Raw genomic sequence first — 13,659 nt, 5'->3', positions numbered from 1 at the left:
GGCGTGTCACAATCCGAAGTCGGCGGACATGTGTCCGCTGTGCGGTCGGAGGGGAGATTTCATGGAGATGTCCACGCCGGAGGGCCGGGGTGCGGGACCGTTGTCCGGGCTGCTGGTCGCCGACTTCTCCCGCGTCCTCGCGGGCCCGTACGCGACCATGCTGCTCGCCGACCTCGGCGCCGAGGTGATCAAGGTCGAGGCGCCCGCCGGGGACGAGACGCGCACCTGGACACCGCCGGTCAGGGGCGAGACGTCGACCTACTACCTCGGCGTCAACCGGGGCAAGCGCTCCCTCGCGCTCGACCTGCGCGACGGCGACGACGCGGCGGCGGCCCGGGAACTCGCGCGCCGCGCCGACGTCGTCATCGAGAACTTCAAACCGGGCGCCCTCGCGAAGTACGGCCTCGGCTTCGACGCCGTCCGCGCCGCCAACCCCGGTGTCGTGTACGCCTCGATCACCGGCTTCGGTCCCGGCGCGGGCTCCCACGTCCCCGGCTACGACCTGATGGTCCAGGCGATCTCCGGCCTGATGAGCCTCACCGGTGACCCCGACGGCGAGCCCTTCCGCGCCGGGATCTCCGTCTTCGACGTGATGGCCGGCAACCACGCCGCGATCGGCATCCTCGCCGCGCTGCGCCACCGCGACGCCACGGGCGAGGGCCAGCACGTCGAGGTCAACCTGCTCTCCTCGGCCCTGTCGGGGCTGGTCAACCACAGCTCCGCGTACGTCGCCGGCGGCACGGTGCCCTACCGGATGGGCAACGCGCACCCCAGCGTCTTCCCCTACGAACCCTTCCCCACCGCCGACCGGGACCTCATCGTCGCCGCCGCCAACGACGGCCAGTTCCGGCGCCTGTGCGACGTCCTCGGCATCCCCCGGACCGCCGACGATCCCCGCTTCGCCCACAACAAGGACCGCACCGCCCGCCGCGCCGAACTGCGCCCGCTGCTCGTCGAACGCCTCGCCACCCGGGGCGCGGGCGAGTGGTTCGAAGCGCTCGTCGCCGCCGGGGTGCCCGCCGCGCCGATCAACACCATCGACGGCGGGTTCGCGGCGGCCGAACGGTTCGGGCTCGACCCGGTCGTCGAGGTGGGGGAGGGGGAGCGGGCCGTCCCCATGGCCCGGCACCCGATCAGCTTCTCGGTGACCCCGGCCCGCTACGAGCTGCCGCCGCCTGAACTGGACGAGCACGGGCCGGAGTTGCGGAAGTGGCTGGCGGGACCGGGAGAGGGGGAGAGCCGTGACTGAGCGGGAACAAACGGCCGGCCCGTCCTACCCCACCGCCCTCGGCGCCTCCTCCCGCACCTCCATCACCCTCCTCGGCGACGACCTCGCCACCGACATCATGGGCCACGTCGGCTTCGGTGAACTCGCCTTCCGGCTGGCCACCCAGCGCCGCCCCACCCCCGGCCAGGTCCGCGTCTTCGAGGCGGTCCTCGCCGCGCTCGCCGACCACGGGTTCACCCCGACCGCGATCGTCACCCGCCTCACCTACCTCTCCGCCCCGGACTCCGTCCAAGGCGCCCTCGCGGCGGGCCTGCTGGGCGGCGGCTCGCGCTTCCTCGGCGTCACCGAGGACACCGGCGCCTTCCTGCACGACGTCCTGGAACGGCACGCGGGCGCGCTGCCGCAGGACGAGGCGGGGTGGGACGCGCTCGCCCTGGGCACCGTCCGCGACCGGCGGCAGGCCGGCCGTCTCCTGCCCGGCCTCGGTCACCACGTGCACAAGGACGGCGACCCCCGCACCCCCCGCCTGATGCGGATCGCCGAGGAGGAGGGCCAGTTCGGTCCCCACCTCGCCCTGTTCGCCGCGATCGGCCGCACCCACCCGCAGGTCCTCGGCAGGACGCTCCCCCTCAACGGCGCCGGCGTCTGCGGAGCCGCCCTCGCCGACCTCGACCTCCCCATCCCGCTGCTGCGCGGCTTCGCCCTGCTCGCCCGCACGGCGGGCCTGATCGGACAGCTCGCCGAGGAGATGCGCACCCCCGTCGCGAACGACATCTTCCTCTCCGTCGACCTGAACAACCGCCCGATAGCCCCCAACCCGGAGCCCGGCCGCCGCACCGCCCCCGACCCGGAGTCCGGTCGCCGCGCCACCCTCGACCCGGAACCCCCGCGCGCCGCCCCCGACCCCGGGCCCCCGCGATGAGGCCCCCGTACGTCCTGCTCGTGCACGGTGCCCACCACGGCGCCTGGTGCTGGGACGAGGTGACGCCCCGGCTGCGGGCGGCCGGCCTGCGCGCCCGTGCCGTCGACCTGCCCCTCACCTCCTGCGCCGACGACACCGAGGCCGTCCGGGACGCCGTGGCGGAGGGGGCCCGGCACGGCCCGGTGCTGCTCGTCGCGCACAGCTACGCGGGCCTGCCGGTGTCGGCCGGCGGGCACGGCGCCGACCGGCTGGTGTACGTCGCCGCCCGCATGCCCCGCCCCGGCGAGCCCCCGGCGGACCTGGACTGGACCGACCCCGCCTTCCGCGCGGCCCTCCACGAGGCGGACGACGGCACGCTCACCCTCCTGCCGTCGGCCAGGGACGCGCTGTACTCCCGCACCCCCGCCCCGCTCGCCGACCGCGCGGCGGCCCGCTGGCGCCCGATGCGCAGCCGCGTCCCGGCCGCCCCCCTCACGGACCCGGCGTGGCTCGCCGTCCCCAGCGCCTACGTCGTCTGCGCCGCCGACCGGACGGTCCGCCCCGAGGCCCAGCGCGCCTGCGCCGCCCACGCGGTCGCCCGCCTCGAACTCGACTGCGACCACTCCCCGTTCTACTCGGCGCCCGGCCCCCTGGCCGCGTTCCTCACCGGACAGGCGGCCCTCCTCGCAGGCCGGAAGGACACCGTCGGCTGACCGGACGTCACTTCCCGAGCGCCCCCACGGTCCGGGCGCGCCCGGCGCTGAAGGCGACCGTGATCTGCACGGCGCAGGCCAGCAGCAGCACGGTCAGCGGCAGCGTCCACGCCCCGGTGACGTCGTGCAGCGCGCCCGCGCCCAGCGGACCGAGCACGCCGATCAGATAGCCGATGCCCTGCCCCATCGCGGAGAGCGCGGCCGTGGTCGGCGCGTCCGGGGAGCGCAGGGCGAAGAGGCTGAGCGCCAGCGCGAACCCGGCACCGAGCCCGAGCCCGAGCACGGCGACGGACGGCCACAGCAGGGCCTTGGGGCCGAGGACGACGCCCAGCAGGCCGCACGCGGTGAGGACGGCGACCGTCACCCCGGCGGGCCGCTGGTCGGGGAGGCGTTTCCCGGCGGCGGCCAGGATCCAGGCGCCGACGACACCCACGGCGTTGCACAGGGACAGGGCGAGCCCGGCGGAGGTCGCGCTCAGCCCCCGGTCCTGCCAGATGGTCGGCAGCCAGCCGAACACCGTGTACGACAGCAGCGCCTGCGCGCCGAAGAAGACGGTCACCTGCCAGGCCAGCCGCTCCCGCCACAGCCCCTTGCGGCTGCCGGGCGCGGGCGGCGGGGCCGGCGCGGCGGGCGGCTCCCGGCGCAGCGCCAGCAGCACGACGACGGCCGTCAGCACCGACAGCGGGACGACGAGGATCAGCAGCGGCGTCCGCCAGGACGACCCGGTCGCGTCGGCGAGCGGCACCGCGACCGCGGGACCGCCGGCCGCGCCGAACGTGAGCGCGCTGGAGTAGAACGCGGACACCCTCGGCACCGAGTCCGGGAAACGCCGCTTGATCAGGCCCGGTATCAGGACGTTGGCGATCCCGATCGGCGCCGCGACCAGCACGGTCCCCACGAACAGCGCGACCGGCGAGGTACCGGCCCGCACGAGCGCCCCGACGGTCAGGACGACGAGGGACAGCGTCAGCAGCGCGCGCAGGGAGTAGCGGCGGCCGAGCCCCGGCGCGACGAACGCGAACAGGCCGAGGCAGAGCACCGGCAGGGAGGTGAGGACACCGACAGTCGTCTCGCTGAGGTCCAGGTCCGCCTGGAGGGGGTTGAGCAGCGGGGCGACCGAGGTGATGGGGGAGCGGAGGTTGAGGGCGAGCAGGATCAGGGCGGCGAGCAGTAACGGCCCGCCGACCGCCGCCCGGCGGGATGCCGGTGGGCGGTCCGTCTCGCGGGTGGAGGCGGGGGAGTCGAGAGGCATGTCACGTGTCCGATCTGTGGGGAGGCATCGCTGACATGATTACGATACAAGTCGTACTGAATCATTTCGTGACCGCGTCACCCGGCGCCGGACCGCCCTCACCGACCGCGCCCGCACCGAAAGGCAACCCCCGTGCCCACCACCCCCCGTACCGCAGGTCGCAAGAAGGACCCGGAGATCGACCGGGCCGTCCTCGCCGCCACGCTCGAACTGCTGGCGGAGACCGGGTACGCGGGCCTGACCATCAGCCAGGTCGCCGCCCGCGTCGGCGTCTACCGCCCGGCGATCTACCGCCGCTGGCCCACGAAACAGCACCTGGTCGCGGAGGCGGTCGTCACCGTGCTGGGCCACGAGCCCACGCCCGACACCGGGGACCTGCGCGCCGACCTCGTCACCGGCATCGGCACGCTCGGCGCCGCCTTCGCCGCGCCCGGCATGAGCCAGGTCCTGCCCGGTCTGGTCGCCGACCTCGCCGGGCAGCCCGAACTGCGCCGGGAATTCCTCGACTCGGTGTTCCGCCCCCGCCGCGCCTCCACGGCCCGCCGGCTGCGCACGGCCGTCGAGCGCGGCGACATCCGCCCCGACTTCGACATGGAGTTCGTCCTCGACGCGCTCGCCGCCCCGCTCTACTACCGGGCCCTGTTCGGCCACGGCCCCGTCACCCCGGAACTGACCGGCCAGAGCGTCGACATGGTCCTGACGTACCTGGCCCGCCCGTGACAGGGCCCCGGCGGACACCGGGCGCTCACGGGCGCCCCCTCAGAGCCTGTGTCACGTCCCCGGCCGGGCGCGCGTCGTCTGGCACGCACTCCCCCGAGCTCTGCGAGCAGGGGGTGCCCCCAGCCGCGTTGCCGAACCGCCCACGTGACTCCTCCCCCAAGCTCTCGACTTCGCTCGACCAGGGGGCACCCCCGTCGCGGGCGCTCCGGCGCCTTGCGATCTGGGGGTACCCCCTGCTCGGGAGAGCTTGGGGGAGCACCAGACGACGCGCGCTATCCGACCGGGGATGTGACACAGGCCCTCACGAGGCCGGCCGCAGCACCACCGGCCGGGGTGAGCCCCCGACCGCGCCGGGCAGGTCGCTGCGCCCCGACACCGACAGCTTCCGGTAGACCCGGCTCAGATGGAGTTCCACGGTCCGCCGGGTGACGTAGCAGCGGTCGGCGATCTCCCGGTTGGTCAGCCCCTCCGCCGCGAGCAGGGCCGTCCGGTACTCGGCCGGGGTCAGCGCGTCGAGGCCGGTCTCGGTGCCCCGTCTGGGCCGGGCGCCCGCCGAGGCGAGGTCGTCGCGCAGGTCGTCGACCAGGGTGCGCGCCCCGCACTCCTCGGCCAGCGCGAGCGCCGAACGTAACTGCTCGCGCGCGTCACGGACCTTGCGCAGGCGCTGTAACTCGTGCCCGAGGGAGCGCAGCACCCGGGCGTGTTCGAGGCGCGGCGCCGCCGACCCCCGCAGCAGCCCGGCCGCCTCGTACAGCAGGGGCAGGCTCTGCCCGCCCCGGTCGACCCGGGCCAGCGTGTGCAGGGCGGCGGCGACGGTGGCGGGGGCGCCCCAGGCGCGGGCGGCGTCCAGCTCCTCGCGGGCCAGCCGCTCGGCCGTCTCCAGGTCACCGGCGCGCGCGTGCAGCACGGCGGCCGTCCGGCGCCAGGGCGACAGTTCGTGGTGGCAGGCGTCGCGCAGGTGCTGCCCGCACTCCTCCAGGTCGGCGAGGGCCGCCTCGGGGTGGCCGAGCGCCGCGTGCAGCCGGGCCCGCTGGAGCAGCAGACCGGGCAGGACCGGCTCGGGCAGCGGGGCCGGGGCGTGCTCGTCGAGCAGCAGCCGGCGCGCCCCGTCGAGGTCCCCGGTGTCGACGAGGACCCCGGCCAGCCGACAGCGGGCCAGCGCGCTGCCGAGCCACGGTCCGGGCGGCCCGTCGGTCAGCGCGGTGCGCGCGGCCCGGACCGCCTCGCGCAGCAGCCCGGCCCGGTGGCAGCACGCGGCGAGGGCGGCCTCGGCGAGGGCCGCCATGGTCCGCGCGCCCTCCTGGCGGGCGCCCGCGGCCACCGCACGGCACACCTCGATCGCCTCGTGGTGCTCCCCGGCGTCGCACAGCACCTGCGCGAGCAGCAGCCGGAACGGCGCGGTGGGCACGTCGGTGGGCACGACGGGTTCGGCGAGCCCCGCGCGCGCGTGCCGGACGGCCTCCTCGCGCCGCCCGCCGTGCTGCCGTGCCGCGAGCGCCGCCAGCGTCGACTGCGCGCACCGCACCCACGGCGTCCGGGCGGCCGGGACGACGGGCAGGACGGGCAGCGTGGTCCGGCTGGTGCCGCCGATCAGGGTGAGCACCCCGAGCACGGCGAACGCTCCGGCGGCCGGTTCCCGGGCGGGGTCGAGGGGGCCGAGGGCGGCGAGCCCGGTCCGCAGGTCGCGCCGGGCGCCCGCGAGGTCGCCGTCGAGCAGGGTGGCGAGGGCGAGGTTCACGAGGGTGACCGCGCCGGCCGCGTCGTCGACCGGCGGCCGGCCCAGGGCGCGCAGCCGGCCGGCGGCGACGGCGGGCGCGTCGGCGACGAGTTCCGCGCGGCCCAGGCGCCGCAGCAGCTCGGCGCGGCCGTCCGGCCCGTCCTCCAGGGCGCATCGCTCCTGGAGCGCGCGGGCCTCCTCCACGTCGTGCCGGGCGACGGCGGCGCAGGTGGCGTCGAACAGCAGCCGCTGGGCCCAGCGTTCACCGATGCGCGGGGCCCGGCGCAGATGGTGGACGACCTCCTCGCCGGGGGCGCCGAGCCGGTGCAGGGCGTGCGCCGCCGCCGCGTGCAGCCGGGCGTTCTCGCTGGGCGCCAGCGCCGCCAGGAACGAGGCCCGCACCAGCGGCTGCGCGAACACCGCCCCCTCACCGGCCTCGTGCAGGACCCCGCAGCGCACCAGGACGTGCAGCATGTCGGCCGCCTCCACCCCGGGCACCCCGATCAGCTCGGCGACCAGGGACGCGGTGGCGGCCCGCCCGGTGACGGCGACGGCGTCCAGGGCTCGCCCGATACCGGGGAAGCGGTCCTCGAAGCGGGCCACGACCGTCTCGGCGACCTCCACCGAACCCAGCGCCGCGATCTGGTCCCGCGTCGGCTCACCCGTCGCCCCGGCCCGGCGCAGCTCGCGCAGCAGGGCCTGGGTCAGCAGCGGGTTCCCGCCGGTCGCGCGGTGACAGGCGCGCACCAGGACGTCGGCGACGGGACGCCCGAAGAAGGAGGCCAGCAGATAGCCGACCGCGTCCGGGTCGAGGCCGGAGAGCACCGTGTGGTGGTGGAAGTCGGAGACCACCCGGGCCAGCGTGCCCCGTCCGTCGCCCCGCGCCTCCTCCTGGGGCGGGGCGAGCCCCGGGGTGAGCGACCCCAGCAGCGCCACCGGCAGCCCCTCAAGGCGGGCCGACAGCCGCTCCAGCCAGCGCAGCGACTGCGCGTCGGCCCAGTGCAGGTCGTCCACCGCGAGCAGCAGCGGCTTGCGTGAACCGGCCGGGTGCCCCGGGCGGACGTCGTCGAGCGCGTCGTACCCGGAGCGCGCCGGGTCCGTGGGTAAGGGAACCGCGTCCAGCCGGCGCAGCACGTCGTGGGCGAGCACGGGGCCCGAGGGCCGGGCGCGCACGGGTATCGTCTCGAAGCCGTGCGCACGGGCGGTTCTGACGGCGGCCCGCATCAGGTACGACTTGCCGGACCCGATGCCCCCCTCGAACAGAAGACTGGCCCCCGATCCGGAGGCGGCGGAGGCGAGGGCCTTTTGCACCTCGGACATTTCACAGTCGCGGCTGAGCACAGGATTCCCTTTCTCGTCCCGAGGACCCCGGAAGTGCGGTGGCTCCCGCGCCCCGCGTGCCGTACGCGGTCCGGGCGGCGCGGTGGTGCGCCCCGGGGCGGCGTGACCCGGGGCGCCGCGAGGCTCAGAGGTCGTGCACCGTCCCGTGGTTGCTGTGCCACTGCGGGGTGGCCACGCCCTTGAGGACGACCTCCACGACGTCCTCGGCGAGCGTCGGCGTGAGCGGCAGGTGCCCGAAGAGGATCCGGTAGTAGGCCGTCGACGCCAGCATGTCGAGCAGCAGGTCGATATCGGCGTCGGGACGGATGTCACCGCGCCTGATGCCCCGGCGCAGGGCCGCGGCCGTCGCCGCCCGGCGGGGGTGGAACAGCTCGCTCAGGAACTCCGACTCCAGCTCCGGGTCGTCGGCCAGGTCCGCGATCAGCGCGGGCAGCGCGCGGCGGCCGACGGTCGTGGTGAACGCGTGGCTCAGGGTGCGGATGCCGGCGATCAGGTCGCAGTGGGTGCAGCCGGTGTCGGGCGTCGGGGAGGAACCCATCGTCTGCACGAGCGCGCTCACCACGAGGTGCTGGCGCGAACGCCAGCGCCGCCGCAGCGTCGGCTTCGTCGTCCCGGCGCGGGCGGCCACCGCCTCCAGCGTCAGCCGGCCGTAGCCCACCTCGTTCAGGATCTCCATCACGGCTCTGCGGACGGCGGTGTCGATGCGTTCGTCGCGCGGACGGCCCCGCGAACGCTGCGCCGTGAGGGAGTCCGCGCCCCGAGTGCCCTGTGGTGTGTTCACCGAGCTTCCCCTACCTTTATGATTCCGTTCCGCATCGGAAAGTAATTCTCTCACACGAGGTGACCTCATGTCCCAGCACGTCGACGAGTTACCGGACGACTTGGGCGAGCCCACGCCCGAGCCCACGGACGCTCCGCCGAAACGCTCGGAGAGCGTCTTCTCCGGCCCGTACCGGGCGCTCAGCCTCGGCGTGATCCTGTCCGTCGGCATGGTCGCGTTCGAATCCCTCGGCGTGGCCACCGTCCTCCCCGACATCGCCCGCGACCTCGACGGACTCGGCGCCTACGGCTGGGGCCTGTCCGCCCTGATGCTCGCCAACATCATCGGCACCGTCCTCGCCGGCCGCACCGCCGACCAGCGCGGACCCTGGGCCCCCGCCGTCGCCGGCATGACCGTCTTCGCCCTCGGCTGCGCCCTCGCCGGCGCCGCCGGGAACTGGCCGCTGTTCCTCGCCGGCCGCTTCCTCCAGGGGCTCGGCGTCGGCGCCGTCATGGCCATGGCCTACACGGTGATCGGCCTCGCCTACCCCGAACACCTGCGGGCCCGCATGTTCGCCCTGCTCTCCTCGGCCTGGACGATCCCCTCCCTGATCGGCCCGGTCCTGGCGGGCACCCTCGCCGACGCCACCACCTGGCGCACGGTGTTCCTGATCATGCTGCCCATCGTGGCCGTCGCCGCGGTGCTCAGCCTCCCCGCACTGCGCCGCCTGGAACGCCCGCAGGCGGAGCGGACGGCGGCCCCCGCCGAACCCTGGTGGAAGGGCCCGCTCGCCAACTCCGTCCTGCTCACCGTCGGCACCGGCGTGCTCCTCCAGGCGCTCCTGCTGGAGAACCTGGTCCTGCTCGCCGTCCTCGCGGTGGCCGGCGCCGCCGTCGCCCTGCCCGCGCTGCGCCGGGTCACCCCCGAGGGGACCCTCACCGCGCGGCCCGGACTCGGCGCGGGCGTCGTCATCCGCGGGCTGCTGTGCGGGGTGTACTTCGGCAGCGAGGCCTACCTCCCGCTCGGCCTCCAGGAGCTGCGCGGACAGAGCGCCTGGGAGGCGGGGCTCGGCCTCTCGGCCGGCGCCATCACCTGGGTGCTCGGCTCCGCCTGGCAGGCCAAACGGGACGCCACACCCGGCGGGCGCACCGGCAGCGTCGTCCTCGGCTTCGTCATCCTGCTGGCCGGGGTGGGCCTGATCACGCTGTCGATCCTCACCCACGCCGTCCCGGGCTGGATCGCGGTCCTCGGCTGGGCCGTGGGCGGCATCGGGATGGGCATCGGCTTCAACGCGTCGACCACCGACACGCTGGAGCAGACGCCCGCCGAACGGCAGGGCGAGATGAGCGGGGCGCTCCAGCTCGCGCAGACCCTCGCCACCGGCGTCATCGCCGGCCTCGGCGGCGCGGCCCTCGCGATCAGCGAGCACTACGACGCGGGCACCCGCGTCGCGCTCGGCTCCCTGTTCGGCCTGACGGCGGTCCTCGCCCTGATCGGCGTCGTCCTCGCCCGCAGGCTGCGGGCCCCGGCCACCGCCGGGTGACACCGGCTCCCGGCCGGGCTCAGGCCCGGCCGGGACGTGCCGCCGGGGCACCTCCCGGCGGGCGGTGTGCGTGTTCGTTCCCCCGTCGCGCGCACGCCGCCGCGCCGGACCCGCCCCGGCGGCACGAGGAAGCCCCGCCCGGCTTGGCAACCGGGCGGGGCTTCCGTGGGGCGGTGCGGGCGCGGGGCAGTTCCCCCGCAGCCTGGTGTGTCACCTCCCCACGGCACACGGCCTGGCCGCCTCCCCCTCCCGGGACAGGCGGCCAGGCCGACGCGCGTTCAGACGGCCGTGCAGTGCAGCATGATCAGCGGCGGGTTCGCCAGGAAGTCCGCCCAGTACTCCGTGCCCCGCTCACGCAGCCCCTCCTCCGACACCCGCAACGGCACCCACGTCACGCCGTCGAACCCCGCCTTCGTCAGGCTCCGCTCGAAGACCTCACGGCGCGGGTACGACGTCACGAACTCCACCGGCGGATCCAGCTGGGCCACGATCCGCACGCGCGGGCCGATCGGGCTGTGGGCCACCGGGTCGTACGTGAAGCCGTACTTCGCCATCGACGGGCCGTCGAAGCGGTACTCGGGGGCCTGCGTCAGCACGAAGAACCGGCTGCCGGGCGCGAGGCTCCCGCGCACCGACCGGCACATCGCCTCCATCTCGTCCTCGTCCTGCGCGTAGTTGAGCAGGTACACGGCGCTCGCCACGTCGAACGGCCGCTTTGGGACCGGCAGTTCGGCCGCGTCCGCGACCGCGTACCGCACCCCGAGCGGATCCCGCTCCTCGATCGCCCGCGCCGCCTCCACCATCCCCGCCGAGACGTCCGTCCCCAGCACCTCCGCCGCGCCCAGCCGCTTGATCCACCGGGTGTAGAACCCGGTCCCGCACGCCAGGTCGAGCACCGACTTGCCGCGCACGTCGCCCAGCATCCCCAGGAAGCTCGGGCACTCCGCCCAGCGCGCCATCGGCAGCGACTTGAAACCCTCGTACGTCTCACCGATGCCGTCGTACTGCCGCACACTGACGCTCATACCGTGCTCCCTACGGACGCCGCGGGCCCGACGGGGCCGGGTGGGGTGGGTGGGGTGACGAGATCCGGGGCCGGCGCCATGGCCGGGGACCGGCGCAGCAGATCGCCCGCCAGGACCGTCCGACGGCCCTGGTGAGCCGCGGCGGCGGTGGCCTCCGGGGTGGGGAGAGGGCCCTCGGTGAGGGACCAGGAAGTGCCGTACGGGTTGCCGCCGGCGGCCTCCACCGACGGATCGGTGTAGCCCGGCGGGACCAGGACCGCGCCCGTGTGGAGGAGCATGTGGCCGAGGTCCAGGAGGGCGGTCTCGGCGCCCGCGTGAGGTGTGGGGACGACCGTGAAACCGCCGGCCGGCTTGCCCCACAGGGGGCCCGGGGCGGTGTCCGTCGGGGCCAGCGACTGGATGAACTCCAGGAGCGGCGCGGCCAGGGCGCCCAGCCGCGCGGGGGCGCCGAACAGCACGGCGTCCGCCCACGCGATGTCCTCGGCACCGGCCGGCGTGGCCCTCGGCCCCAGCCAGTCCGCGTCCCGGGAGGCGCCCTCGCGGGCCACACACCGCAGCCGCACCCCGGCCCCCAGCGCCCGTGCGGCCGCCGCCGCCTCCTGCGCGAGGATCCGGGTCGCCGCGTCCTCGCCGTGATAGACGACCGTGAGACGGACGGGGCGCAACGGCATGCCGGGGCCCGGCGGTGCGGCGGACGTGCCCGGCGGCGGTGCGGTCGACGGCGGTGCGGCCGGCGGCAGGTCGCCGGAAACGGCCCCCGCCCCCCGCAGCCCGCCCGGCGTGGCCAGTACCGTCCGCTGTTCCGGCGCCGGACCCCGCAGCCGGCGTCCCTCCGGGTGGGCCCGCGCGGTCAGTTCGGCCAGTCGGCGCCCCAGGGCCCGCGCGGCCGTCTGTTCGGCCGCTCCCGGCATGCCCTTGCTGTTGTCGGCGACGAGCCCGTACGGCGTTCCGCCGGCGGCCAGGGTCACCGGGTCCCCCGGGTCGGCCCCGGCGACCCAGCAGCCCCAGTGGGTCAGGGTGTGGTGCAGCGAGGTCAGGGTGGCCTCACGGCCCCCGTGGCGCTGCGTGGACGCGGTGACGCAGGTGGCCACCCGGTCGGCGAGCAGCCCCTGACCCCACAGCGGGGACGTCGACTCCAGGAACCGTTTGAAGGGGGAGGAGACCATCCCGTAGTAGGTGGGCGCGGCCAGCACCAGACCGTCCGCGTGCAGGACGTCCTCCGGCTCGGCGATCCGCTCGGGCCAGTCGCCGGCGGACGCCGCGTCGTCGGCGACGCGCAGCAGCCGCACCTCGGCGCCCGTCTCCCGGGCCCCCTCGGCGGCCAGCGCCGCCAGCGCCCGGACGGTGCCGCGCCGGCTGTGGTAGATCACGGCGATCGTGGGGCTCACGGCGCCTCCCCGGGCAGCGCCCGCACCCGCAGGAGCAGCCGCACGTCGTCACCGAGCCGGCTCACCTCACCGAGGTGCAGCCGCAGGCCGGCCATGAGGGTCGAGGCCCCGAAGTCGTCGAGGACGGGCCGCGCGCCCGCGCCGAGCAGCAGCGGCGACACGTACGCCACGACCCGGTCCAGCAGCCCCCGTCCGACGAACGACGCCGCGAGCCGGGCCCCGCCCTCCAGCAGGACGGACCGCACGTCACGCGCCCACAGCTCGTCCAGCAGCACGCGCACGTCGAGCGACCCGTCGACGAGCGGCACGCGCAGCACCTCGTGCCGGTCACCGAGCACCGGCTTCGGGGTGTGCGGACCGGTCACGACGAGGGTCGGCGCCGCGTCGTCGAGGACCCGCGCGTCCGCCGGGATCGTGCCGTCCCGGTCGAGGACGACCCGCAGCGGGGCCCGCCCCTCGACCCCGTGCCGCAGCCCCAGATGGGGATCGTCGGCCCGCAGCGTCCCGGACCCGACGAGCACCGCGTCGTGCGCGGCGCGCAGCGCGTGGGCGTCACGGCGCGAGTCGGGCCCGGTGATCCAGCGGGACGTCCCGTCGGGCGCGGCGGTGCGCCCGTCGAGGGTGGCCCCGAACTTCCAGGTCACACACGGCCGCCCGCGCCGCACGGCCGTCAGCCACAGCTCGTTGCCCCGCTCGGCCTCCGCCCGCAGGACCTCGCCGACGACCTCCACCCCGGCCCGGCGCAGCCGCGCCGCGCCGCCCGCCGCCGCCGGGTTCGGGTCCGGGACCGCGTACACGACCCGCGCGATCCCCGCCGCCAGCAGCGCGTCCGCGCACGGGCCGGTGCGCCCGGTGTGCGCGCACGGCTCCAGCGTGACCACCGCCGTCCCGCCCCGCGCCCGCTCCCCGGCCATCGCCAGCGCCTCGACCTCGGCGTGCGGCTGCCCGGCGCCCGGATGGAACCCCTCGCCGACGGCCGTGCCGTCCGCGCCGAGGACCACACAGCCGACCGCCGGATTCGGACTGGTGCGACCGAGGCCGGCCCCGGCGAGCGACACGGCACGCCGCATC

11 protein-coding genes are annotated in these 13,659 nt (G+C 76.0%); 5 read left to right on the top strand and 6 right to left on the bottom strand.

All coding sequences use genetic code 11. The annotated features are described in order from the left end of the window. Positions 1-61: 61 nt before the first annotated feature. Genes IAG44_RS03795 through IAG44_RS03785 form a run of 3 tightly spaced genes read left to right on the top strand, consistent with a single transcriptional unit; the run spans position 62 to position 2,842 of the window. The gene (locus IAG44_RS03795) at positions 62-1,249 is read left to right on the top strand and encodes a CaiB/BaiF CoA transferase family protein (protein WP_187745713.1); all 1,188 of its coding nucleotides are present in this window, start codon (positions 62-64) and stop codon (positions 1,247-1,249) included. Then, positions 1,242-2,150, top strand: a complete 909-nt coding sequence (locus IAG44_RS03790) for a citryl-CoA lyase (protein WP_187745712.1) — start codon at positions 1,242-1,244, stop codon at positions 2,148-2,150. Before IAG44_RS03795 ends, IAG44_RS03790 begins: the two co-directional genes overlap by 8 nt. Continuing rightward, complete coding sequence (locus tag IAG44_RS03785; protein WP_187745711.1) at positions 2,147-2,842, top strand: alpha/beta fold hydrolase; 696 nt, start codon at positions 2,147-2,149, stop codon at positions 2,840-2,842. Before IAG44_RS03790 ends, IAG44_RS03785 begins: the two co-directional genes overlap by 4 nt. A 7-nt stretch (positions 2,843-2,849) precedes the next feature. Here the strand turns inward: IAG44_RS03785 and IAG44_RS03780 are convergent, their stop codons facing one another. Then, positions 2,850-4,094, bottom strand: coding sequence for a CynX/NimT family MFS transporter (locus IAG44_RS03780; RefSeq protein WP_187745710.1), 1,245 nt, complete (start codon positions 4,092-4,094; stop codon positions 2,850-2,852). Positions 4,095-4,226: 132 nt separating this feature from the next. On the opposite strand from IAG44_RS03780, the gene IAG44_RS03775 reads away from it, so the two are divergent. After that, entirely contained in the window at positions 4,227-4,814 is a 588-nt protein-coding gene (locus IAG44_RS03775; RefSeq protein WP_187745709.1) for a TetR/AcrR family transcriptional regulator, read from the top strand. 301 nt (positions 4,815-5,115) lie between these two features. Here IAG44_RS03775 and IAG44_RS03770 read toward each other — a convergent pair whose 3' ends face one another. Both IAG44_RS03770 and IAG44_RS03765 read right to left on the bottom strand, forming a co-directional pair. Further along, on the bottom strand, positions 5,116-7,872 hold the full coding sequence (locus IAG44_RS03770) for an AAA family ATPase (RefSeq protein WP_281404269.1): 2,757 nt from the start codon (positions 7,870-7,872) through the stop codon (positions 5,116-5,118). A gap of 124 nt (positions 7,873-7,996) precedes the next feature. After that, on the bottom strand, positions 7,997-8,653 hold the full coding sequence (locus IAG44_RS03765) for a TetR/AcrR family transcriptional regulator (RefSeq protein WP_187745707.1): 657 nt from the start codon (positions 8,651-8,653) through the stop codon (positions 7,997-7,999). Between the two features lie 67 nt (positions 8,654-8,720). On the opposite strand from IAG44_RS03765, the gene IAG44_RS03760 reads away from it, so the two are divergent. After that, complete coding sequence (locus IAG44_RS03760; protein WP_187745706.1) at positions 8,721-10,175, top strand: MFS transporter; 1,455 nt, start codon at positions 8,721-8,723, stop codon at positions 10,173-10,175. A 278-nt stretch (positions 10,176-10,453) separates the two neighbouring features. On the opposite strand, the gene IAG44_RS03755 is transcribed toward IAG44_RS03760, so the two are convergent. Genes IAG44_RS03755 through ribD form a run of 3 tightly spaced genes read right to left on the bottom strand, consistent with a single transcriptional unit; the run spans position 10,454 to position 13,658 of the window. Continuing rightward, the gene (locus IAG44_RS03755; RefSeq protein WP_187745705.1) at positions 10,454-11,200 is read right to left on the bottom strand and encodes a class I SAM-dependent methyltransferase; all 747 of its coding nucleotides are present in this window, start codon (positions 11,198-11,200) and stop codon (positions 10,454-10,456) included. Further along, positions 11,197-12,588: a flavodoxin family protein gene (locus IAG44_RS03750; RefSeq protein ID WP_187745704.1), complete on the bottom strand. Its 1,392-nt coding sequence runs from the start codon at positions 12,586-12,588 to the stop codon at positions 11,197-11,199. The genes IAG44_RS03755 and IAG44_RS03750 overlap by 4 nt, the downstream gene beginning before the upstream one ends. Continuing rightward, on the bottom strand, positions 12,585-13,658 hold the full coding sequence (ribD, locus tag IAG44_RS03745; RefSeq protein ID WP_187752484.1) for a bifunctional diaminohydroxyphosphoribosylaminopyrimidine deaminase/5-amino-6-(5-phosphoribosylamino)uracil reductase RibD: 1,074 nt from the start codon (positions 13,656-13,658) through the stop codon (positions 12,585-12,587). Before ribD ends, IAG44_RS03750 begins: the two co-directional genes overlap by 4 nt. Between the last annotated feature and the right edge of the window lies 1 nt (position 13,659).

The sequence above is a fragment of the Streptomyces roseirectus genome, from assembly GCF_014489635.1.
Taxonomy (GTDB): domain Bacteria; phylum Actinomycetota; class Actinomycetes; order Streptomycetales; family Streptomycetaceae; genus Streptomyces; species Streptomyces roseirectus.
The sequence above is the reverse complement of the archived record's forward strand: the minus strand, read 5'-3'. Positions and strand labels throughout refer to the sequence as shown.

Coding starts and splice junctions, on each gene's coding strand:
- IAG44_RS03795 (WP_187745713.1), top strand. CDS start 62: ATGGAGATGTCCACGCCGGAGGGCCGGGGTGCGGGACCGTTGTCCGGG.
- IAG44_RS03785 (WP_187745711.1), top strand. CDS start 2,147: ATGAGGCCCCCGTACGTCCTGCTCGTGCACGGTGCCCACCACGGCGCC.
- IAG44_RS03780 (WP_187745710.1), bottom strand. CDS start 4,094: ATGCCTCTCGACTCCCCCGCCTCCACCCGCGAGACGGACCGCCCACCG.
- IAG44_RS03760 (WP_187745706.1), top strand. CDS start 8,721: ATGTCCCAGCACGTCGACGAGTTACCGGACGACTTGGGCGAGCCCACG.
- IAG44_RS03755 (WP_187745705.1), bottom strand. CDS start 11,200: ATGAGCGTCAGTGTGCGGCAGTACGACGGCATCGGTGAGACGTACGAG.
- ribD (WP_187752484.1), bottom strand. CDS start 13,658: ATGCGGCGTGCCGTGTCGCTCGCCGGGGCCGGCCTCGGTCGCACCAGT.